Raw genomic sequence first — 23,073 nt, 5'->3', positions numbered from 1 at the left:
TTGTCATCATAACAGAAGATTTTTGTTATCTTTAGAATCAATTCATCGAATATTATCGATACTTCAAAATCCAAATTGCATGAGCCCATTTTACAAAACAAATTATGGGTGCACAAAAAATATCCAGATATTGAATAGTTCAATTTTTCCAAATGATGTAGCATTAAATTTTGACACAAATAAATTTTAATGTTAACTTTACGAAAAAAACAAATGGACCAAGCTAAAAAAATCTTTATTGTTGATGATGATCTGGATCTTACGGATTCATTAAAGAATAGATTACTAAAAGAGGTTTCTTCTGATGTTCAAATATTTTATACAGGAGAAGAATGTATTACGCATTTAGAAGAATCACCTGATGTAATCATTCTAGCTTATTTTTTGAATTCAGTACATAAAGATGCAGCAAATGGAATGGACATATTACAAATCATAAAAAAGTTAAAGCCTGCAACCCATGTCATCATGCTATCCAGTCAGGAACATTACGGGATTGCTTTAAAAACCATTATCAATGGCGCGGATCAATATGTCATGAAAGGAGAAGATGCTTTTGATCAAATTATTGGAATGATAAATTCAATGGAATAGACAACAGATAGTTTACTGTTTTTTTATTAAGTAAACATCTCATGACTAATCCATTTCAATACTTATTACCTGCTCAATAAAATTAGCTCGTCATACCAAGGAATCATTATTAATAATCTTTTAATGAAACTAGCTATAGTTTAAAATATACATGATTTATATATTTCATGAATAAGAACCTTATTTTAAAATCACAATCAACACCAACCATTAAGGTTTACTTATATATTTTTATCTATTTCATGTTTGTTCGACTGATCTATGTTTTCATTCAAGGTTTTTTTAATAATTATGCTTTGTTGATGGATAGTGTTGGTCTGGTTCATTTCGCTGATCAAGCATTATTGGGTGATTTTAATTTTGATTGGGGGCGTTTTATTGCTTCGCCGTTGATGTCGCTTTTTATTGCCGGACACAAATTATTGTTTGGTTCGTATTGGAATGTTGTATTAATTATAAGCCAACTGATACTTTCAAGTCTAAGCGGTATTTATATATATAAAATAACAAGATTGCTTTTTGAAAAACAGGAAATTGCAATGATTGCGACAATAATCTATGGGCTTTTTCCTATGACTTTATATTGGGTGCATACTTTTAGTCAGGAAACTTTATTTCAATCCTTATTAATTTTTAGTATCTATCATTTAATACAATACTGCTCCAATGAAAAATTAACATCATTGATTTACAGTGCCGTTTTGTTTGCTTTGTCTTTTTTAACTAAATCGCATATACTTATATTTAGTTTATTTATTCCTGTTATTCTATTTTTGAATATCAATTCTAAGAAAAAAAGTTTATTTTCAATTCTAGGATTTACTTTAATCTGTATCCTATCTACTCTGCCTTATGGGCTTTATCATTTAAAATATAATCAGACCTATATCCTATCATCGAATGGATATGGGTATCAATTTTATTTTGGAAATTCGTGGCCAGGATATAGAAATATAGTAGAACCACTACCTCAAGATACGATACTTCAACATTATAAAAACGGTGTAGATAATACGCCGTATTATTATGGCAGTGAACAAGCAAACATTGACAGCATGTTTCAACTGCCACAACACACTAAACAATTTGCTTTTTTAAAATCGGGTTTAAATTGGATCATTACTCATCCATGGTTAACCTTAAAATTAAAATGTTTCGATTTTTTCTATTTTCTAATTCCTGGCGTTAATCCTAAATTATATACTTTTTGGAATTGGTTCATAAGCTTTATCATATCCATTCCAATATATATATTTGGATATTGGGGAATGTGGTTAGCTATAAAAAAAGATTATAAAAAACATTTCTTCATGGTGGCGCTTTTTTTAACCATGATACTTTTTAGTGTGGTATGGTATGTTCAGAATCGATTTAGAACAATAACTATTGAACCCTTTTATATTATTTATGCAAGTAGCATAATATACATGATAATTTCAAAAACGAGATGCTTGAATTTCATTATTCCAGACAATAACTTGCAAAATAATTCATGAATTGGATCGAATATCCAAAGATTTTACAAAGTTGTATTAAAAATTAGAATTCAGGCGGTATAAATTTCTATACCACTATTCATTGGATGATTCAAATGAGTAGTACAAAAACCTATTTAGAATGCTAGCTAATTCTAAAGTCAAAGGATCTAATAAGTGAGAGAAATCTGAAAAAATTCTTATGCCTCTACTTCCTGAATGAGATCATCTACTAAAACGCGACCACAATGTTCACAAGCTATTATTTTCTTATGCATTGCAATTTCTAGTTGCACTTGAGGGGGGATTTGATTAAAGCAACCACCGCAGGCAGAACGTTTAACCATGACAATTGCTAAACCATTGCGATACCTTTTGCGTATGGTATCATAAGCGTGTAATAGCCTAGTCTCAATTTTTTTACGACATTTATCGGACTTAATTGTCAATGTTGACTCATCCTTATCAGTTTTTTCAATAATTTTAGCCAATTCTAGTTTTTTCTCTTCCAATTCTGCTTGTTTTGCAACCTGACGTTCTTTAACAGAATCTAAAGTGACTTTTTTAGCTTTTACTTGATCTACAAATTCTCGCATTTTCTTTTCAGAAAGCTGAATTTCAAGGCGTTGAAGATTAATTTCTTTATTTAAGGCATCATACTCCCTATTGTTTTTAACACCATCAAGTTGTTTTTCATACTTCTTAATAGCATCTTCAGATTGCTTGATGTTGATTTTATGGACACTTGATTCCTTTTCCATCTCCGTGATGGTGTCTTGTAGTTTTGAAACACGAGTATTTAAACCCATAATTTCATCCTCTAAATCGCTAACAATCATGGGTAGTTCCCCCTTTACAACTTTGATCTGATCTATCTCAGAATCAATCATTTGTAACTCGTAAAGTTGTTTAAGTCGCACTCCAATTGGAATATCTGAAACGGTCGTAGTCTTTGCCATAATTAAAAGTATTGTACGGGGTTTGTAATAATTTTTGTACAATGGGACGCAAAATTAGTGAATTTTTTTGAAATCAAGTCAAAAATTAGTCCAATTGTGTGTTGTTCACTTTCAAAATGACCAATGTCTAGTATAATAGTTTGGTCATTTGCTTCAAAAAAGTCATGGTACTTAAAATCTGCACTTATAAATGCATCAGCGTTTTGAAGCATAGCTTCTGGCAATAAAAAAGAACCTGATCCTCCACATAGTGCTACTTTGTTTATTTCACCATTGAAGGATTTGGTATATTTAATGATATTTGTATTCAATGAATATTTTACGAGTGCAAGAAATTCATTCACATTTAGCTTGTTTGGTAAATAACCTACTAATCCAGAACCCAAATTAAGGTTTGTATTTGATTTAGGCTTCAGTATCTGAATATCAGACAAACCTAATCTGGAGGCTATTTTTTCATTAACTCCGTGAACCAGAACATTATCTAAATTGGTATGAATAGCATAAATAGCAATATCGTTTTTAATAGCTTTAATAAGTCCCCGGTCTAAATGATTCTGATCACTAATTCGTTTCAAACCCTTAAAAATTAATGGATGATGGCTAACTATAACGTTACAACCCAATTCTATGGCTTCATCAATTACAGCTTCTGTAACATCCAAAGCCACTAATACGTTTTTTATTATCCAATTGGTATTACCAATAATCAATCCTGAATTATCATAGGATTCCTGTAAGTCAAGGGGTGCAATTTGCTCCAAATAATCAGCTAAGTCTTGGATGATATTCATATGTGTTTAGGCTGATAGTTTTTGTTAAAAAAATACATGGAAATCAAGCCGATAATACCCAAAATTATATTGTTAGCAAATTGTGCTGTGAAAAATGAAATATTTGCAAATGAAAATGCATCACCAGGTGGAATATTATAATAAGCCAGAGCAAGAATAACAAGATAATGGTAACTTCCCATACCACCAGGTGTGGGAACAATCATGCCTAAAGAGCCAAAAACATAAATTACCAAACTAGAAGCTAAAGAAATATGGGATGTGGGTTCGAATGATTTAAGTGCGCAAACTAACATGACATAGAACCAAAACCAAATACTAATGGTGTAGAAAAAGAATGCCCGAGGTTGTTTTATTTTCTTTATGACCATAAGTCCCTCGTAAAATCCTTGAATTTTTGATTTTACAGTTCTTACAATGGGATATTTTCTCCATGTATTGCGAGTAAACCACAAGATCAATATTATAAGAATTAATAATCCTGGAATAATCAGTTTTTGAACAAGAGGCAATTGGGCTAATTGATCATTATAAAATTTACTAAACGTTGGCAATTGTAATAAAATGGTAAAACAAATAATTATAAACATCGAAATCATATCTACCAATCGATCGAGCACTACAGTCCCGAATGCCTTGTCTAATGGAATTTTTTCATACTTAGACAAAACGGCTGCACGTACAAATTCGCCACTTCGCGGTATTCCTAAATTAACTAAATAAGACACGAGCACCGCTCCTAAGCTATTAATCCAATGTGGTTTGTATCCCAATGGATCTAACAATAGATACCACCTCAATGATCTAAAATAGTTACTTAGAAAAAAAGCTATAAATATAAAAACGATGTAAATCCATTTTACACTTAAAAAATCTTTAAGCATTTTTTTCCATAATATACAATCCTCAGGGGCTATTTGATGGGTGGAGCAATAGGCTTGGTATGAAATATCTTGTGATCTAAATACCCAATACAAAAGGCCTACGCCTAAAAGCAGGAAAACAATAAACTTAATAATTGACTTTAAAAGACCTGGCACACTATAGTTCTTTGATCTGATTCTTTTCATCCACAAAGATGGAAATAGGATGAAATGATTTAGCTTCTTCTGGTGTCATTAAGGCATAAGATATGACTATAATAATATCTCCAATTTCTGCTTTTCGGGCAGCCGCACCATTCAGACAAACCATACCTGAGTTTTTCTCTCCTTTAATAACGTAAGTTTCGAATCGTTCACCGTTATTATTATTTACAATCTGAACTTTTTCTCCTTCATAAAGATTAGCAGCTTCCATTAGAACTTCATCAATGGTTATACTTCCTACATAATGGAGATTGGCTTGAGTAACAGTGGCCCGATGGATTTTTGATTTAAAAAATTGAAGTAACATATTTGCAAAATTAAGACTTTAAATCGATTACAGGATAAAGGACTTTTCAGTATATTTAGTTCATTTGTAACTCGCCTTTTAGTATTAAATTATCAATTAGGCGTACTTTTCCGGCCCAAGTTGCTACACACGCGACTATATAATCGTGGTTTGCAGGGTTTTCAATTGGTTTTAATGTATTTCCATCTACTATTTCCAAATACTCGGTTTGTAAGCCTAACTTATCTAATTCAACCTTACATGTTGTAACAATATGATCTATGGATTCCAATCCTACCATGGTTTTGGCCTTATTCAATGTCTTGTATATAGCTGGCGCTATATGTCTCATTTCTGGTGTAAGTCTTACATTCCTTGAACTCATTGCTAAGCCATCAATTTCTCTAAGGGTAGGACCAATTATTAATTTCAAGGGCAACTTAAGTACATTGATCATATGAGCCACTAAACTAAATTGTTGGAAGTCCTTCTGACCCATTATTAAGAAGTTAGGTTGTGTTATATCTAATAATCGTTTGACTACTTCTAACATCCCTTTGAAATGGCCGGGTCTAAACTCTCCCTCCATAACTTTGTCCTTATCTTCCAGATCAATATTTAATTCAGATTGCCATTGTTTAGGATAAATTTCATTTACTTCCGGAACAAATAGTAAATCACATCCTATACTTTGTAACATTTGCTTATCGGCACTCAGTGTTTTTGGATACTTTTTTAAATCTTCCAAATCGTTAAACTGACTGGGATTAACAAAAATGCTTACAATTACGGTATCCGCATAATTTTGAGCAACCTTAACTAAACTCAGATGCCCAGAATGCAATGCTCCCATAGTCGGAATAAAAGCTATTTTATGTCCTGATTTTTTTGCTTTATCTATTGACTTTTGGAGTCCTAGGATCGTTTTATAAGATTTCATTTGAGAGCTTAAATCTTCAAATAAATTATCTCATTCTAGGTGTTCTTCGCTTGCCTCCAGGTCGAAACATCATTCGTTGATCCATTTGGCCCATGGTTTTCATTTTTCCCTGTTGCTTAAGCACATCATCTATCATTTTTATTTGATCTTTAAACATATCACCGGTAAGTTTCAATTTTTTTAATTCCCGGTAAGCATTATTAGCTTGAGTCCACCGATTTTTTGAAACATGGATATTAATCATTTGAATAAAAATCATCGCCTTTTCGTTGTCGGTCGGTAATTTTAAAGCTTGAGCTTTATTAAACCATTCTTCCGCTTCATTATGTTTCCCTCTTTGTACGTCGATCGATCCCTTGATTAAAAAATAATAAGCTCTATTCGTAACATATAGCCAATTAGGTTTGAAGGTTAAATTTAAGCGTTTTTCACAAGCATCAAAATCCTGGGATTGCATAAATTGTGCAGCCGATTGAATGGTCCCAAGAAATATATAACTCGCTAAAAAAATCAATCCAACTAATAATAATGGAAATGCATACCAAAAACCAACGGTAAATGCCAAAAGAGTGCCCCCTATTAACAATACTGCGATAATCGCAAACTTTAAATATATATTAATAACAAACATAATGTATCGATTAATGTGCGGTCAAAGTTAATCAAATTTCTAAATTCCATTTTTTATAAGTTCCGAACCTTAAAACAATTTTCATCAATTTTCGTTTTACTTCACTTAAATCGCTGTACCTTAACCCATATTATACTACTTAATATATGATGAAAAATTTATTTGTATTTTGTTTAATTTGTAATGGCTTCATACTCTACAGTCAAAACAAAATGAATCACCAAATCATTCCAAATCCAGTTTCTGTTAAAAGCGCTGGTGGTCGATTGAATCTCAATGATGTTAAACAAATCATTATTCCAGAAAAAAATAAAGGTGTAAAAAAAATAGCTGAATTTTATATTCGCGCTTTGAACCAGTCGGATATAAAAATAATTGAAACTAAAAGTCCTCATACTTCATCCAAAAAATCAATTATTCTTCAATTGCTAAGTGGAGAAAATTCATCTGATTATTATACACTTAATTCTTCTAAAAATGGTATTAAAATAACTGCCTCTCAAGAAAGAGGTTTATTTTATGCATTACAAAGTTTGATACAAATTATCGAAAAATCTGAAGGGCAAAATAACATAACAAATCTTTCTATACCGTATATTAATATTGAAGATGATTCAAGATTTAAATATAGAGGGTTACATTTAGATGTAAGTCGTCATTTTTTTCCAGTATCTTTTATAAAAAATTATATTGATATGATGGCTAAATATAAATATAATTATTTCCATTGGCATCTTACTGATGATCAAGGTTGGCGTATTGAAATCAAACAATTTCCTGAATTAACACAAACTGGTGGCTATCGTAAATCTACATTAATCGGGCATCATAGTGACAGCCCAATAAAATATGATTCAACTGAATATGGAGGATATTACACACAAGATGAAATTAGAGAAGTGATTATTTATGCTGCAGACCGTTATATCGAAATTATTCCTGAAATAGAAATGCCTGGACATTCTTCAGCTGCACTTGCTGCATATCCGATTTTTGGTTGTACTGGAGGTCCTTATGAGGTAGCCAATACATGGGGCGTTTTTGATGATGTATTCTGTACTAAAGACACAACCATTTGGTTTTTGAAAGAAATTCTTAAAGAAGTTTGCGATTTGTTTCCTGGAGAATATATTCATATTGGTGGCGATGAATGTCCTAAGGAAAGATGGAAATCTTGTCCTAATTGTCAGGCTATAAAACGACGAAGAAATATTAAAACAGAAGAAGAATTACAGAGTTATTTTATTTCTCAAATAGGTATTTTTTTAACATCCAAAGGTAAAAAATTAATTGGCTGGGATGAAATTCTTGAAGGCGGTATTCCAACCAATGCTATCATCATGTCCTGGAGAGGAGAAGAAGGTGGAATTCTCGCTGCAAAAGCCAAACATCAGGTAATTATGACTCCGGGCTCGCATTGTTATTTTGATCATTATCAATCTACTTATGCTAAAGAACCCCTTGCAATAGGAAGTTATTTGCCTTTAGAACGCGTTTATTCTTATAACCCAATACCTCCAGTACTCACCAAACAACAAAGTTCATATATTCTAGGAGCTCAAGGCAATGTTTGGACTGAATACATGTCTGATGAAAATAAAGTATTTTATATGGCATACCCAAGAGCACTTGCATTGGCTGAAGTAAACTGGACTCAAGAAAAAAACAAATCATATTCTGATTTTATTAAACGATTACATCAACATTCCAAATGGTTTAAAGAAAATAATATTTCGTTTTCATTAAGTTATTTGGATTTAAATTATAAAACAAAAAATAATAATAATCATGTTGAACTTATCATTAATAAACCTGCACTGGACGGCAGTATTTTATTAGAAACTATTAAAGATGGAGATGCTAAACAAGAATATACTACAGCAGATACTTTTATTCTCGATAAAACACTTAACTGTAAAGCTTGGTATCAACTTAAAGATAAAACACTTAGTAGACCAATCACAATAGATTTCGTCTCACATTTAGGAGCAGGAAAAAATATCACTTTGATCAATAGCCCTGCTGAAAAATATTTTCAAGGAGGTTCATCATCATTATTGAATGGTATTCAAGCTCCACAAAATAAATATGGAGGTCAGGAATGGATTGGAATGGAAGGAAAAAATTTTGAAGCAATTATCGATTATAAAGATACTCATGCAATCAGCACAATAAATTTTCAATTTTTTAATGCCCCTGGATCTTGGATCCATTTACCAACTGAAGTGGTTATAAGTACTTCTTCTGATGGTAAGAATTTTGAAATAATTAAACAACAAAATATCGAATCCACTAATCTTAAATATATAGAACCCAAAATCCTATTGGATAAAAAAATAATTCCTCAATATTTAAAAATACTGGTGAAAAATCATGGTGAAATAGAAGAGCATTTACCTGGTGCTGGACACGGATCGTGGTTGTTTATAGGTGAAATAAAAATAGAATAAAAAAATCACCTTCAAGCTATTTTTTCATTAGAAATAATGTTCTCTTCTATCCTGAAAATTGACATGGTACAATTATAAATTCATCATTGATTACAAGTCATTATTTATTTCCAATTTATCTAACAAAAAGAAAGCATCGAATATTTATTCAACATTCAATGCTTTCCACTTATTCTGTAATATCCTTATTTCTTATTAATCGATGCAGTGGTTTTGTTTTGTAATTGATCTACATCTTGTTGCAATTTAACAATAGCTTCTTGCATATTTTCTAATATTGACACTCTGGCTTTTAATTGATCCATTTCTTTTTTCATAGATATTATTTGTTGATCTTTTTCTTTTATGGCGCCAATTAAATCTGGTATAAGACCCATATAACTTACGGACTTTATTCCCTCTTCATTGGTATTGACCAATTTAGGATAAACCAATTCGACTTCTTGGGCAATCAAGCCTGATTGATCTAACCGATCACTTTCATTTTTATCCATTCTTCCTTTGTAAAAAAATTCTTTTTTGAGATCATAAAGTACTGGATTCAATTGCGTCAAGCGATGCATTGATCCATTCAATGGTTTAATATTTTCTTTAAGTTTTTGATCAGAATACGCAAATATATTTGCTACGTTATTCAAAAATAAACTATTAGAATAAACAGCTTTAAAGGGTTTTCCTAAAGTTCCAACAAAACCAAATTCAAATTCTTCAGGTTCAAAAATGGGATCAAGAATTCCTCTTTCACTTCTAATTTTAAGACCCTTTACGGTTGATAAGGTACCACCTTGAAAGGTAATATCAATATCATCATTGTTCATCGTATTTAAATAGAAATCCACTTTGCCATTAGTCTGTAATGCAGTAGCATTAACACTCAATTGTGAAGCTGCAAAATATCCACCTGGTCCTTGATCAGAAGTTCCGAAAACTCCTGCTCCATTTCCTGCATTGTATCCTGATATTACATTTCCAGATGCATTAGCTCTCGCTAATATGGCGCTTTTAGTTGAGAAGTTAGTCCCCACTGTTAATAAAGTATTCACATCAGGAATTAAATTGCCAATACCAACACTTCCTTCAGGAAGGATGGTTAATCTTGGAATGGCTTTAGTCGTAAGGTGTAATTTACCGTTTAAATTGACATTAGATGTTCCCAAATCATAATCTTCGTTTTGACCACTCACAGATCCTATATAACCTCGATATTCATTATTTTCATAAATGCGTATGGTGGTATTTGATGGACTATTGAAATCTGCAACATTTGAACTTGTACTATTCACATCCATTGCTACATCTGGATTAAGTACACCAATTCCAACATGATCATCTAAAGCTGTTAACAATGCCGGTCCCGAACTACTTTCCAAAAAACAAGCAGCAGAGTTACCACTTTTAGCATGTAATCCATAATTATTCGAAGATTCAACCTGGATTCCTTTACCGGCAGTATTTGTGATATCAATCAATGTTTGACCCAAACCAAATGTGTTCAAATAAGGTATTGTTATTCCTGTTCCTCCAAGATCATTGCCAGGTGTCCAGGATAATCCGTTCCATTTTAATACCTGACCATTCACCGCGCCTTGAGGAGCTAAAGTCATAGGATTAGAAGGTAAACCATTTCCTGAGAGACTGGATTGGGTTTGTACAACTTGATTTCCCCAATTATCACCAACTCCTCCTCCTGTATTATCTGTAGCGGGAACCCAACTTGTTCCATTCCATTTAAGTACTTGACCATTTGTAGCGCCTTGTTGACTTATGCTCAACCGATTATTTGCTGTACCATCTCCAGCTATTGTTGAATTGGTCAAAGCTACCTGATTCCCCCAGTTATCACCTGTTCCACCTCCACCCATGTTATCAGTTCCAGGTTCCCAGGTGTTATCTATGGCATTCCATTTTAAAACCTGCCCACTGGAAGGTTGAGAAGAAGAAACCATCCTGCCTTGTAATCCAACAACCTTATTGGCATTATGTGGACCTGAAGCGTCTCCTCCTAATGGTAAATTGGGTATAATCCCGTTAGCGGTAGTAGCGTGATTAGCTTCCAATGCATAAGGAACACTTATTAATTGAGTTGGAGTACCCATCCTGACATAATTAGTTCCACCTGCTAGATCCATTTCTATAAGTAAATAATAGGTCCCTCCTGACCATAAAATAGCATTAAAAATACCGGATTGAACTAATCCTTTGCCTATTTTAATTGTAAATAATCCAAGGGAACTGGTTACTACATTGTGTATTTCAGAATACATTACCGGACCAATGGTATCATTTTGAAGGATAGACATTTTTAAACTAATCGATTGATTAGGATAAATTGCTCCTGATCCATTTCGAGCAACTCCTTGATAATTAAATGCTTGCGGTGCTTGTCCAAAAACTTCAGTGCTGAACATAAAGATACTGAACATTAAAATGATAAAATTCTTCATATGATTAAAGTTATTTGATGTTATAATAAAAACTTAAAATTGGAGCTTTATTCCTGAAATCAAAAAGGCTAAATCAGGCATTTATAAGCCTTAAAACCTCACTTTATAAACTGTAAAAAGTGCCTTAATTCTAATGTTGAAAGGCCTTTTGTCAAAATATACAGGAAAAGAAGCCCTAAATTATTTTAACAAATGTGGGTTTATCAGCTATAAAGTTACACATTATTATTGATTAGGAAAAAAAATTTTCAGTTACCAAAATTCTATTTAATATATAATAAATTAATAATGGATTCAAGACAATAATTTGTTAATAATTCCGTAGGAGTTTGATCAAATAAAATTATTTATGAAACGGTTGAATTGTATCCTTCTTTTTTTGAGTTTATCATTTTTTAGTTTAAACCTATTTTGCCAAAATAGTTATCAAGTCACATCCAACACAAGTAAGGACGGAAAGTATCATTGGACTGAAGTTACAAATGACCCTTCTCATACTCGATTTTATACTTTAGCAAACGGGTTTCAGGTAATCTTAACAGAAAATCATAATGAACCAAGAATTATGTGTCTCATAACTACAAAAGCTGGAAGTAAAAATGATCCTCCATCTCATACAGGATTGGCACATTACCTAGAGCACATGTTATTTAAAGGGACAGACCAATTTGGAACATTAGATTATACTCAAGAAAAAATGCTCTTGGATCAAATCGAAAATTTATATGAAGTTTATAATTCAACTCAAGACCAACAACAACGAAAATCAATTTACCATAAAATTGATTCCATTTCTGGAGTAGCTTCTAAATTTGCAATTGCAAATGAATATGATAAAATGCTAGGAAATATTGGTTCAAATATGACTAATGCGTTTACTTCATTTGAGAATACTACCTACATGGAAAACATTCCATCAAATAATCTAAATAAATTTTTAGAAATTCAAAAGGAACGTTTTAGAAATCCTGTTTTGCGTTTATTCCATACCGAGTTAGAGGCAGTTTATGAAGAAAAAAATATTTCTTTGGACAATGGTTCGAACAAAATATTTGAAACCATGTTCGCAAGTCTATTTAAACATCATCCTTATGGAACACAAACAACTATTGGAACCATAGAACATTTAAAAAATCCATCTCTAAAAGAAATACAAAAATATTTTTATAAATATTATATTCCAAATAATATGTCAATGATATTATCTGGCGATTTTCAAATGGATCAAGCCATAACATTAGTCGACCAATATTTTGGGGATTGGGCTAGTAAAGAAATTCCAGATTTTAGCTACATACCTGAAGTTCCGAGAACAACAATTGAAGAGTATAATGTCACAAGTCCTGATGAAGAAAGTATGGCGATAGGATTTTTAATGCCTAATCAAAATGACAAGGAAGCAATAGTAGCTGATTTGGTAAGTAGCATTTTATACAATGGCAAAAGCGGTTTAATAGATAAAAATTTAGTTAAAAATCAAAAAGTGTTATCGGCTTTTGGTTTTACTTATTTATTAAAAGATTATGGAATGATGTATTTTGGTGGAAATCCTCTAGAAAATCAATCATTAAAAGAAGTAAAGAATTTGGTCATTGAACAAATTGAACATATTAAAATGGGAAATTTTGATGAAGATTTAATCAAAGCAAGTATAAACAATCTAAAAGTTCAACGTATTAAGGAACAAGAAAGTGCTACAAATATGGCTTTCGTATTAAATGATCTTTTTACTGTAAACAGATCATGGGAGAACTATTTAAGTAGTATGGATGATATGAACAAAATTACTAAAAAAGATGTGATCCAATTTGCAAATAAATGGTTCAAAAATAATTATACCGTAGTCTACAAATTAACAGGAAACGATACTACGGTTCAAAAAGTTGACAAACCAACTATCACACCAGTATCTGTTAATAGAGAATCTCAATCACCATTTCTCAAAAAAATCATTGATAATCCTTCTCCCGCAATCAAACCTGTTTTTGTCGATTATAAAAAAGATATAAAATTTGGAGAAATTAAAAAAGACCTTCCAGTATGGATGGTTCCTAATACTAGAAATAAATTATTCGAATTATATTATGTATTAGATATGGGCTCCAATCATAATCAACTCTTACCATTAGCTATTGAATATTTAAAATTTATTGGCACTTCCAAAAAAACGAATGAACAAATAAACAAAGATTTTTACAATCTTGCAGTGAATTTCAATATGTACTCAAGTAAAGATCAGACCTATATCGGTCTTTCTGGTTTAGATGAAAATTTTGATGCAGCTGTTCAATTAATGGAGGAAATATTGAATGATCCAAAACCAGATCAAAAAGCACTTGATGAATTAATCAAATCGAAAATTAAATCTAGAAATGATGCTACGTTGAATAAGGATATTATTTTTTATGATGCTTTAGATGAATATTTAAGGTATGGTAAAAATAATTCCTACAATAATGTCATTAGCAATCAGAAACTAAAAACCATCAAAGCGAATGAATTAACTTCAATCATTAAATCTTTAAAATCATATAAACATCGAATATATTATTATGGACCTAGATCTTTAAACACGGTAGTTCGCGATTTTAAAAAATCACATAAGACTCCTGAAATTTTAAAAAATTATCCGGTGGAAAAAAAATATCAAATGCAAGTACCTAAAGAGAACACCATATATTTTGTCAATTACGATATGGTACAAGCAGAAATACAATTAAATCGAAGTGATAAAAAATTTGATTCGAAATTATTGCCTTATGTAAAGGCATTTAATGAATATTATGGAGGCGGTATGGCTTCAGTTGTATTTCAGGATATTAGAGAATCTAAAGCATTAGCCTACTCAACTTATGCATCATTTGTGAGTCCGGACAAAAAAGAAGATCCGTATGAAGCAACATTCTATGTAGGTACACAAGCTGATAAATTAGGTGATGCTTTAACCGCAGTAAATCACCTACTTAATGAAATGCCTGAATCAGAAAAAAATTGGGAAATCGGAAAAAAATCTATTAAACAAGGCATTGAAACCAAAAGAATTTCTAAAAGTCAAATCATGTTTAAGTATGAACAAGCATTGAGGTTGGGATTAAAAGAAGACAGTCGAATCGAAACCTATAATCAAATAGATCAAATAAGTTTGAATGATATCAAACAATTTCATAAGGAACATCTTAAGGACAAACCATGGAATATGAAATTACTTGGTTCTAAAGATAAAATCAACATGGAAGAATTAAAAAAATACGGAAAGGTAGTAGAATTAAGTCTCAAAGACATTTTTGGTTATGATGTCGAAAAAACTGACGGTGTAAAGCCTTAAAATATTGGTTTTCTAATTGATTTCTTTTGAGTATGTTAATGGCTAAAATTAATTCTAACGTATTAAATAGTTTGATAGCACAAGATTTAAAATAAGGTTTATTTAGAGTCACGATCATTTTCTGGGGAGCAATGTATATTAATTATATTATTTCAGAATCTAGAAAGGATACATTTAGTACCAATAAATTATGTGAAACTTAAAATGCGTTGTGTAAGCTTATTCAGACATTGTTTACTTATAGAACTTGACACTCGTTCGCATGATAGATAGAACCATGATGAGTGCTTAGTATTAACATCTATCTAAACCTCTGCTTCCATAGTATCTTAGTTGGTATCAAACCTACCCTAAAGGAGTACATACTTGTGGTATACTTGTGCCTAAGGTCATGGCAGGGTATGATTCAATTATAGGTTCTCCAAGACAACATCCTTAATAATATCTACCAAGACAATTAAAATAAGGTATCTCTGTAAACCTCCCTCCCTATTTACGCTTGACATATGCTAGTTTAGGAAAATTAAATAAGTCTTCTAATAATTAACGAAAAATCCGGAAATATTTTACGTCTGCGGCCTCTGTTGTTATGCTCTAAATGTCAAAATTAATCCACCTCAGTCCTTTTGCAACATTTTAAACAATTCCCTTCAATTCATGATTTTGAGTATTATTTCTACTTGCGTTAGTCCCCAACTTTTAAGGCTAACCCCCTTATTTATTTTAAAAAATTCTATTAAATGATTGCATCATCAATATAAATACACATGATGACTTCAAGAAAGTAGGATTGAGTTTTTTCTTGAAATTAACCTCCCAATGCCGCAGCACCACCAACGATTTCAGAAAGTTCTTTGGTAATGGCTTCCTGACGTGCTTTATTGTAGTTGATCTTTAACTCAGAAAGAATTTCTTCAGCATTTTCAGTGGCTTTATCCATTGCTGTCATACGGGAACCATGTTCTGAAGCTAAATTATCTAAAACACATTTATAAAGTTGCGACTTTAGAATGGATGGAATCAACTCTTTCAATAAATCAGCTTGAGTTGGTTCAAAAATAAAATCCGGCTTGGAAGAAGCACCAGATGTTGCTGGAATCTCAGCTTTTTGTACAGGTAAAAACTGCTCACCTTGTGGAAATTGAGTGGCAGCATTTTTAAATCTATTGTAAAAAACTTCTATTTGATCTGTATTTCCTATCGAAAATTCGTTCATGATAAAAATAGCAATATCAGATACCTTCTCGTAATTCATCTCGCTGAATAAATTAACATAGGTACTATTCATTGCACAATTAGGAAAACGTCTTCTAAAATATTCAAACCCTTTTTTACCAATACATAAAAATCCTAATGTTCCATTTTTTGCTTGTTCAAAATAATGGTCTGTAATGGTCTTATGAGCTAACTTAATAATATTAGAATTGAAACCGCCGCACAAACCCCTATCCGATGTAATGACAACCATTAGAGGTTTCTTTTTTTCGGTTGCTTTTCCAAAGTTTCCAGCTCCCTGGCCATCAGAAAACGACATAATATTGCTCATCATTGCATTAAGCTTATTTGCATAAGGTCGCATCTGAACAATACTTTGTTGAGCTCGGCGCAATTTAGCAGCAGAGACCATTTTCATAGCCTTAGTGATCTGCTGGGTTGAGATCGTTGACTTGATCCGATTACGTACTTCTTTTAAATTAGCTGCCACGTGATGGTACTTTTTTATTTACTTGACTTCGAACTTAAATCAGCTGCAAGGTCTCTTAATACTTTTAAATCTGCTTCGTCCAATTTACCATTTCTTAGATTTTCTAAGACAGATGGGTGAAGTTGAGTTAAACTTGTAAAAAACACGGATTCAAAATCTTTTACTTTTTCAACCGGAATATCTTTAAGCAAGTTATTTGTACCCAAGTAGATAATAGCAACTTGTTTTTCAACTGTTACCGGACTGTATTGTGGTTGTTTAAGGACTTCAACATTTCTTTTCCCTTTATCCAATACAGCTTTTGTAGTAGCATCTAGGTCAGAACCAAACTTGGAGAATGCCTCTAATTCACGATACTGTGCTTGATCTAATTTTAAGGTACCAGATACTTTTTTCATGGATTTAATCTGAGCATTTCCACCGACACGGGATACTGAAATACCCACGTTAATCGCTGGTCTAATACCAGAGTTGAATAAGTTGGATTCCAAGAAAATCTGTCCGTCTGTAATTGAAATTACGTTAGTTGGAATATAAGCTGAAACGTCTCCTGCTTGAGTTTCAATGATGGGAAGCGCGGTTAATGAACCACCACCCTTAACGATTCCTGCTTTTTTCAAAGATTCAGGAAGATCGTTCATATTACGTGCTATTTCATCATTGTTGATCACTTTTGCTGCACGTTCAAGAAGTCTTGAGTGAAGATAAAACACATCTCCAGGATATGCCTCACGTCCTGGTGGTCGTCTTAACAATAATGACACCTCTCGATAAGCCACAGCTTGTTTACTCAAATCATCATAAATTACAAGTGCCGGACGACCTGTATCTCTAAAATATTCTCCAATACAAGCACCTGCAAAAGGAGCAAAAAACTGCAATGGAGCTGGATCTGCAGCTGAGGCAGAAACTATAGTAGTATAGGGCATGGCACCATATTCTTCCAATGTACGAGCTACTTTAGCAACTGTAGATGACTTCTGACCTGAAGCAACATATATGCAATAAACAGGTTCTCCGCGATCATAAAATTCTCTTTGATTAATAATCGTATCTATAGCAATCGCAGTTTTACCCGTCTGACGGTCACCGATAATCAATTCTCGTTGTCCACGACCGATAGGAATCATAGAATCTATAGCTTTGATTCCAGTTTGAAGCGGTTCTGTAACTGGCTGACGAAATATTACACCTGGAGCTTTACGTTCAAGCGGCATTTCATAGGTAACTCCTGTAATTGGACCTTTACCATCTATGGGTTGTCCCAAGGTATTAACGACCCGACCTGCGAATCCTTCACCTACTTCTATGGAAGCGATTTTTCTTGTTCTTTTTACTTTAGATCCTTCACGAATTCCATTCCATGGACCCATCAAAACGACTCCGACATTATCTTCTTCTAAGTTAAGTACAATGGCTTGTACGCCAGTCTCAAATTCTACCAATTCTCCCGATTGAGCATTGGTCAAACCATATACCCTTGCGATACCATCCCCTACCTGGAGTACTGTTCCTACTTCTTCCAATTCAGCAGCTGTGTTAACACCTGAGATTTGTTGTTTAAGTATTGCTGATATTTCCTCTGGTCTTATATTTACCATGATCTATTCTATTTAAGATTTAACAACTAAATTAATATATGATTTATCGTATAGATTCTTTTTCATTAAGTCAACCTGGCGTTTGGCGCTGGAATCGTATTGTTGATCCCCCATTTCAAATATAAACCCACCCACTAATTCAGGCTTTATCTTTTGCGTTACTTCCATAGTTTCCCCCGCACTCAGCCACGATTTAAATTGATCCTGAATAGCTGATAATTGCGTTTGATCCATTTGAGTAGCAGTAGTTAAAATAGCAGTTCTAACCTTATTTTTTACTTTATACTGTTCAATAAAAGCGACACATATTTCAGCTAAGATGGACTCTCTGCCTTTGTTGATTAAGAGTTCTACAAAGGATTGGGTTAAAGCATTTATTTTACCGCTTAATAAAGACCTAACTATTTGAATTTTGGTATCTGCCTTAATAACAGGACTTTTTAACATCAAGGCAAAATCCCTGTTCTCACTTACATTAGCAAAGGTCAACATGTCTTGATAAACCGCTTCAAGCTGGTTATTATCCTGAGCTAGGTCCAAAATTGATTTTGCGTATCTACCTGATATTTTGTGGCTTGACATAGAATTTCTATTAATTCATTTTTATTTCATCCATCAATCGGTTGACATACTCTTGTTGAGTTTGATCTGAGGCTAAATTCTTACGAATTACTTTTTCAGCGATTTCAATTGCCATTGCCCCAACTTGATTTTTAACATCTACAAGTGCTGATTTTTTAGCGATTTCTATATCATTTTTTGCATTTACAACGATACGCTGTGCCTCTTCTTTAGCTTTATCACGACCTTCAGCTATTAGTAAATTAGCTGCATCCTTAGCTTCTTTTATAATACGCATTTTCTCTTCGCGCGCTTCTGCTAGGATAGTCTCATTCTCAGCTTTAAGTTGAGACATTTCTAATTTTGCATTCTTAGCACTATCCAATGATTTTTGAATATCATCTGCTCTATCATTAAGTGCTTTAACTATAGGTTTAAAAGCAAATTTTCCAATGATTAACCAGAAAATTAAAAAAATGATCGTTGACCAAAACAACAAACCAAACGTTGGTTTGATGGGACTAAAATCGAGCCAAGGAGCTATAAATAAAAAATCCATATTCATACTTTTAATAAAAAAGACAGGTACACAGACCAACCGTCCTGTACACTGTCAAATGATTTTTAAGCTACTAGGTAAGCCAATAAGATCGCAATCAATGCAGCACCTTCTACAAGGGCAGCAGTTAAGATCATATTAGAACGAATATCACCAATGGCTTCTGGTTGGCGAGCAATAGCTTCCAATGCTTTACCTCCGATAGTACCCACTCCGATTCCTGCGCCGATTGCCGCAAGACCCATACCGATAGCTACAATTGAACCTGTCATTTTATAAAAATTTATTGATTAATTAATGATGTTCTGCTTTATGGTCTGCATGATGTGCTTCCTCAGTTGCAGCACCTATATAAGATGCTGTTAACAAAGTAAATACATAAGCCTGAATAAATGCAACAAGCAATTCAATGGCCATCATAAACAAACTCAGCAAGACAGATCCTATAGAAGCACCCCAAGCTGCTCCAGGATTTTCTCCTGCTTTTCCAAAAATAAATATTAAACTTACAAATATAATAATCACGATGTGACCAGCTGTGATGTTGGCAAAAAGCCGCAACATCAATGTTACTGGTTTGATAAAAATACCTAAAATTTCAATAGGAGTTATTATAGTTTTTACCGCGGCTGGAATTCCTGGCATCCATAATATATGTTCCCAATAATGTCTGTTACCTTTAAGATTTACAACAATAAATACGATTATAGCCAAAACTAAGGTTACGGCCAGGTTTCCTGTCACATTGGCACCTCCAAAAAATGGTATTTGCCCAAACAAATTCAATCCTAGAATAAAAAAGAAAATAGCCAATAGCAAGGGCATATAAGGCAAATACTTAGCGCCAAGAAATGGTTTAGCTACTTCATCCTGGATAAAAAGAATGATGGGTTCGAATAATTTTTGAGCACCAGTTGGAGCTGTTCCGGGATTCTTTTTATAGCGCCTTGCCATAGAAATAAATAACCAGGATAGGAATCCAATGACTAAAAGCATAGCAAATACATTTTTACTAATTGAAAAGTCATAAAAAGAACTAATGCCTCCTCCAAAAATTCCACCATCAGCTGTACTCGCTTTATCTAATGGATAGGTTTTTCCCTGATAATTTACAAAGCAAAAATCTTTCTTTTTTCCATTAAAATCCCTTTCTTCAACTGAATATTCTCCAATTTCAACCTCACCCATAGGAAATGTAGGGTCTGTTACTCTCATAACTTTACCTTCATTCAGAACATATCTATCTATTGCTACATGCCCTGATCCATGATGTTCATCATTAATATGAAAACGGCCAGAAGAAAATATAGACCATCCTTGTTCACTGCTGTATAAAATACATGGTAACGGAAAGTTCCATGGACCAATGCTATATACATTCAAATCTGATATATGATGAAAAGCGACTTCTTTGGCATTAAACTCTTTATGACCATGGTCTGCAGCATGGGCGTCTATTAGACCAACATCATTTCCGGTTTGTTGGGGCGCCGATGCTGGAGTTTGACTGCGATCATTTGGTTGACTATGGTCGTGACCACTATGATCATGACCACTATGATCTTCTTGGGTAATAGTATTTTGATGAGTTTCTGTGCTAGATTCCTCATGCTGAGCCAAAATTCTACCTGTGGCTACAAAAAAAAGTATTACTAATCGATAAATATAACTCATACTGGCAAAGGCCTTTTTGAAAAACGCTGCAAAGTTAAAGCACTAAATTCAATTTAACTAATCCTATTCAGGCTTATTTGTTAAGAGTTTGTTTATGAAATTAAAATTGATGAAGTCAATTTAGATCAAGTTCAAATTGAACAAAAGACAATAAATATTAAAATATCAAGCAGCGTTTTCCAAATTTTAGGATATTTAAGTAAATTGTTTTAAAATTCCATAAAATGGCAAAACGAATCATTTTACTAATATTGCTTATTACCTCATGTTATAAAGATAATTTCCACGAAGAAACAACCATATCTCCAAATAACCCTAAGATCAATTTATGGAAAAAGATTTATGGTCAAATTCTTAATACTAATAATGAACCCATCAGATTTGCAAACATCAAATTCAAATCGAAGACATTCCAAACTGATGAAAATGGAAACTTTTCTTTTACCGATTATATCTCTGAAGATCGTTCAATTTTAATTGCAACTCATCCAGACTATATAGATGGTATCATTAGTGTGAAAGCATATAAAGATGGAGATCAACGAATAATAACCAAATTAAATTTTAAAAACAATTTCTACACCTATTTTTCAGAAGATAAGATAACAATACATCCGAATAATGGATCTCTAATACATTTTGATGAAAATAGTTTTGCAAATGAAGACAGTTCCATTTATTCAGGTGCAGTAAACATTCATTTTAAATTATGTGATCAAACTAATGACATACTTAACAATTTACCGAACGATAAAACATCATTAAAAGATAAAAAAGATAAACTTATCTTAGGTGATATGCCCTATTTATTTCTAGAAGTAACTAATAAAAATGGTGTACCCTTAAAATTGGTAAAGCCAGCTCACATTGAAATTCAAATTCCGAATAATCTTCAAAACCTAAGTCCCTATATTTTAGATACTTGGCACTTGGACATATTGGATGGTATTTGGAAAAACGGATCAAAGGCTGTTAAAAAAATAAATAGCTATCAAGCTGAAATAAATCAACTTGGATACATAAAAATAGATAATGCTAGACCTTACGCTATAATAAATGGTCAATTTAGTGGCATTACAAATTTGCCTTATTTAATTTTATATTTAACTACATCAAATTCTTCATACCAACTTCAATTGAACGATGCTGGATATTATTCAATGAAAATTCCAATAAATGAACCTTTTCATTTATTTTTAGAAAATAAATTTAAAGAAACGCTTTTCTCCAAGTCATTCTCAAGTCTGAACGAAGATGTTACACTTCCAGAATTTAATTTATCCTTATCTCATTCAGTACCAATTAAAGCTAAAATCGCAGATTGCAATGGAGCATTTTCAGAAAATAATTGGATTATTCTAAGAGAATTAGGTAAAGTAAATGACTATATAATGCGTCCAGAAAGTTCAGGAGATATAAATGAAATTGTCAAATCTGAATTTACTGGTGATTATGTTTTATTCAGTTCTAGCATCATGCAAACTGCAATTAACAAAGCTAATCCCATATTTTTTAAAGTAGCTGAAACCATTAATTTGACAAAAATTATGACATGTCAAACCAAGGATGGCCAAACCGAAATGAAACTATCAAATAACCAAGGATATTCTCAAGGTTCACATTTTTTTCCAAATAATGCATACTATTATATAGGTCCAGATAAAAACAATGGATTGATAGATGTTGATTGGATTGATACTTATAGTCCTTTTGATGAAGTAACTTACTCATTAACTATACAATTAAAAAATGGAGAAGGAAGTATCATGAATAATGAAATCAGAGCAAATTCAAAAGGTAACCCACCCATTTATTTTAAATTTGGAGCCATAGAAAAGGCTCAAATCAAAATTTATGATAGACCTCAATTTTTGAATTCAATAATTATAGATATCAATAATATAAATGCAACAGACCAGAATGGTAAATATTACAATATTAATGTAACTGGAATATATCTTAAATAAATATTTCATAAAAATTAATT

At 32.4% G+C, this 23,073-nt stretch carries 18 protein-coding genes; 5 read left to right on the top strand and 13 right to left on the bottom strand.

What is annotated here, in order from left to right:
- Nucleotides 1-189 precede the first annotated feature (189 nt).
- The gene (locus IPK88_07035) at nucleotides 190-594 is read left to right on the top strand and encodes a response regulator (GenBank protein ID MBK8243161.1); all 405 of its coding nucleotides are present in this window, start codon (nucleotides 190-192) and stop codon (nucleotides 592-594) included.
- Between the two features lie 167 nt (nucleotides 595-761).
- Nucleotides 762-2,090: a glycosyltransferase family 39 protein gene (locus IPK88_07030; protein ID MBK8243160.1), complete on the top strand. Its 1,329-nt coding sequence runs from the start codon at nucleotides 762-764 to the stop codon at nucleotides 2,088-2,090.
- Between the two features lie 179 nt (nucleotides 2,091-2,269).
- On the opposite strand, the gene IPK88_07025 is transcribed toward IPK88_07030, so the two are convergent.
- From IPK88_07025 to IPK88_07000, 6 genes are read right to left on the bottom strand one after another with little or no spacing between them, the layout of a single operon-like run.
- Entirely contained in the window at nucleotides 2,270-3,028 is a 759-nt protein-coding gene (locus IPK88_07025; protein MBK8243159.1) for a hypothetical protein, read from the bottom strand.
- A 2-nt stretch (nucleotides 3,029-3,030) separates the two neighbouring features.
- Nucleotides 3,031-3,822 (bottom strand): Nif3-like dinuclear metal center hexameric protein, encoded by a 792-nt coding sequence (locus IPK88_07020; protein MBK8243158.1) that lies wholly within the window; start codon nucleotides 3,820-3,822, stop codon nucleotides 3,031-3,033.
- Nucleotides 3,819-4,892 carry a flippase-like domain-containing protein gene (locus IPK88_07015; GenBank protein ID MBK8243157.1) on the bottom strand — a complete coding sequence of 358 codons (1,074 nt, stop codon included), beginning with the start codon at nucleotides 4,890-4,892 and terminating at the stop codon, nucleotides 3,819-3,821. The genes IPK88_07020 and IPK88_07015 overlap by 4 nt, the downstream gene beginning before the upstream one ends.
- Complete coding sequence (locus IPK88_07010; protein ID MBK8243156.1) at nucleotides 4,864-5,217, bottom strand: aspartate 1-decarboxylase; 354 nt, start codon at nucleotides 5,215-5,217, stop codon at nucleotides 4,864-4,866. Before IPK88_07010 ends, IPK88_07015 begins: the two co-directional genes overlap by 29 nt.
- Nucleotides 5,218-5,272: 55 nt before the next feature.
- Complete coding sequence (locus IPK88_07005) at nucleotides 5,273-6,136, bottom strand: pantoate--beta-alanine ligase (GenBank protein ID MBK8243155.1); 864 nt, start codon at nucleotides 6,134-6,136, stop codon at nucleotides 5,273-5,275.
- A gap of 25 nt (nucleotides 6,137-6,161) precedes the next feature.
- Nucleotides 6,162-6,767: a hypothetical protein gene (locus IPK88_07000; GenBank protein ID MBK8243154.1), complete on the bottom strand. Its 606-nt coding sequence runs from the start codon at nucleotides 6,765-6,767 to the stop codon at nucleotides 6,162-6,164.
- Between the two features lie 212 nt (nucleotides 6,768-6,979).
- Between IPK88_07000 and IPK88_06995 the strand changes: the two genes are divergently transcribed.
- Nucleotides 6,980-9,217 (top strand): beta-N-acetylhexosaminidase, encoded by a 2,238-nt coding sequence (locus tag IPK88_06995; GenBank protein ID MBK8243153.1) that lies wholly within the window; start codon nucleotides 6,980-6,982, stop codon nucleotides 9,215-9,217.
- 185 nt (nucleotides 9,218-9,402) lie between these two features.
- Here IPK88_06995 and IPK88_06990 read toward each other — a convergent pair whose 3' ends face one another.
- Complete coding sequence (locus IPK88_06990; protein ID MBK8243152.1) at nucleotides 9,403-11,661, bottom strand: tail fiber domain-containing protein; 2,259 nt, start codon at nucleotides 11,659-11,661, stop codon at nucleotides 9,403-9,405.
- 349 nt (nucleotides 11,662-12,010) lie between these two features.
- Here IPK88_06990 and IPK88_06985 point away from each other — a divergent pair, with 349 nt between their 5' ends.
- The gene (locus tag IPK88_06985) at nucleotides 12,011-14,986 is read left to right on the top strand and encodes an insulinase family protein (GenBank protein MBK8243151.1); all 2,976 of its coding nucleotides are present in this window, start codon (nucleotides 12,011-12,013) and stop codon (nucleotides 14,984-14,986) included.
- Nucleotides 14,987-15,794: 808 nt separating this feature from the next.
- Here the strand turns inward: IPK88_06985 and atpG are convergent.
- The 6 genes from atpG to atpB all read right to left on the bottom strand — a co-directional run bounded on the left by atpG (nucleotide 15,795) and on the right by atpB (nucleotide 21,086).
- On the bottom strand, nucleotides 15,795-16,691 hold the full coding sequence (gene atpG, locus IPK88_06980) for an ATP synthase F1 subunit gamma (protein MBK8243150.1): 897 nt from the start codon (nucleotides 16,689-16,691) through the stop codon (nucleotides 15,795-15,797).
- A 14-nt stretch (nucleotides 16,692-16,705) separates the two neighbouring features.
- Nucleotides 16,706-18,292, bottom strand: a complete 1,587-nt coding sequence (locus IPK88_06975) for a F0F1 ATP synthase subunit alpha (protein ID MBK8243149.1) — start codon at nucleotides 18,290-18,292, stop codon at nucleotides 16,706-16,708.
- A 12-nt stretch (nucleotides 18,293-18,304) separates the two neighbouring features.
- A complete protein-coding gene (gene atpH, locus IPK88_06970; GenBank protein ID MBK8243148.1) occupies nucleotides 18,305-18,874 on the bottom strand; it encodes an ATP synthase F1 subunit delta in 570 nt (189 codons plus the stop codon).
- A 10-nt stretch (nucleotides 18,875-18,884) separates the two neighbouring features.
- Complete coding sequence (gene atpF, locus IPK88_06965) at nucleotides 18,885-19,412, bottom strand: F0F1 ATP synthase subunit B (GenBank protein MBK8243147.1); 528 nt, start codon at nucleotides 19,410-19,412, stop codon at nucleotides 18,885-18,887.
- 65 nt (nucleotides 19,413-19,477) lie between these two features.
- Nucleotides 19,478-19,684: an ATP synthase F0 subunit C gene (gene atpE / locus IPK88_06960; GenBank protein MBK8243146.1), complete on the bottom strand. Its 207-nt coding sequence runs from the start codon at nucleotides 19,682-19,684 to the stop codon at nucleotides 19,478-19,480.
- Between the two features lie 22 nt (nucleotides 19,685-19,706).
- Complete coding sequence (gene atpB, locus IPK88_06955) at nucleotides 19,707-21,086, bottom strand: F0F1 ATP synthase subunit A (GenBank protein ID MBK8243145.1); 1,380 nt, start codon at nucleotides 21,084-21,086, stop codon at nucleotides 19,707-19,709.
- A 224-nt stretch (nucleotides 21,087-21,310) separates the two neighbouring features.
- Between atpB and IPK88_06950 the strand changes: the two genes are divergently transcribed.
- The gene (locus tag IPK88_06950) at nucleotides 21,311-23,053 is read left to right on the top strand and encodes a hypothetical protein (GenBank protein ID MBK8243144.1); all 1,743 of its coding nucleotides are present in this window, start codon (nucleotides 21,311-21,313) and stop codon (nucleotides 23,051-23,053) included.
- Nucleotides 23,054-23,073: the final 20 nt, after the last annotated feature.

This window comes from Candidatus Defluviibacterium haderslevense, assembly GCA_016712225.1.
GTDB classification, from domain to species: Bacteria; Bacteroidota; Bacteroidia; order Chitinophagales; family Saprospiraceae; genus Vicinibacter; species Vicinibacter haderslevensis.
Note: the sequence above shows the minus strand (reverse complement) of the source record. Positions and strands in the feature narration are given on the sequence as shown.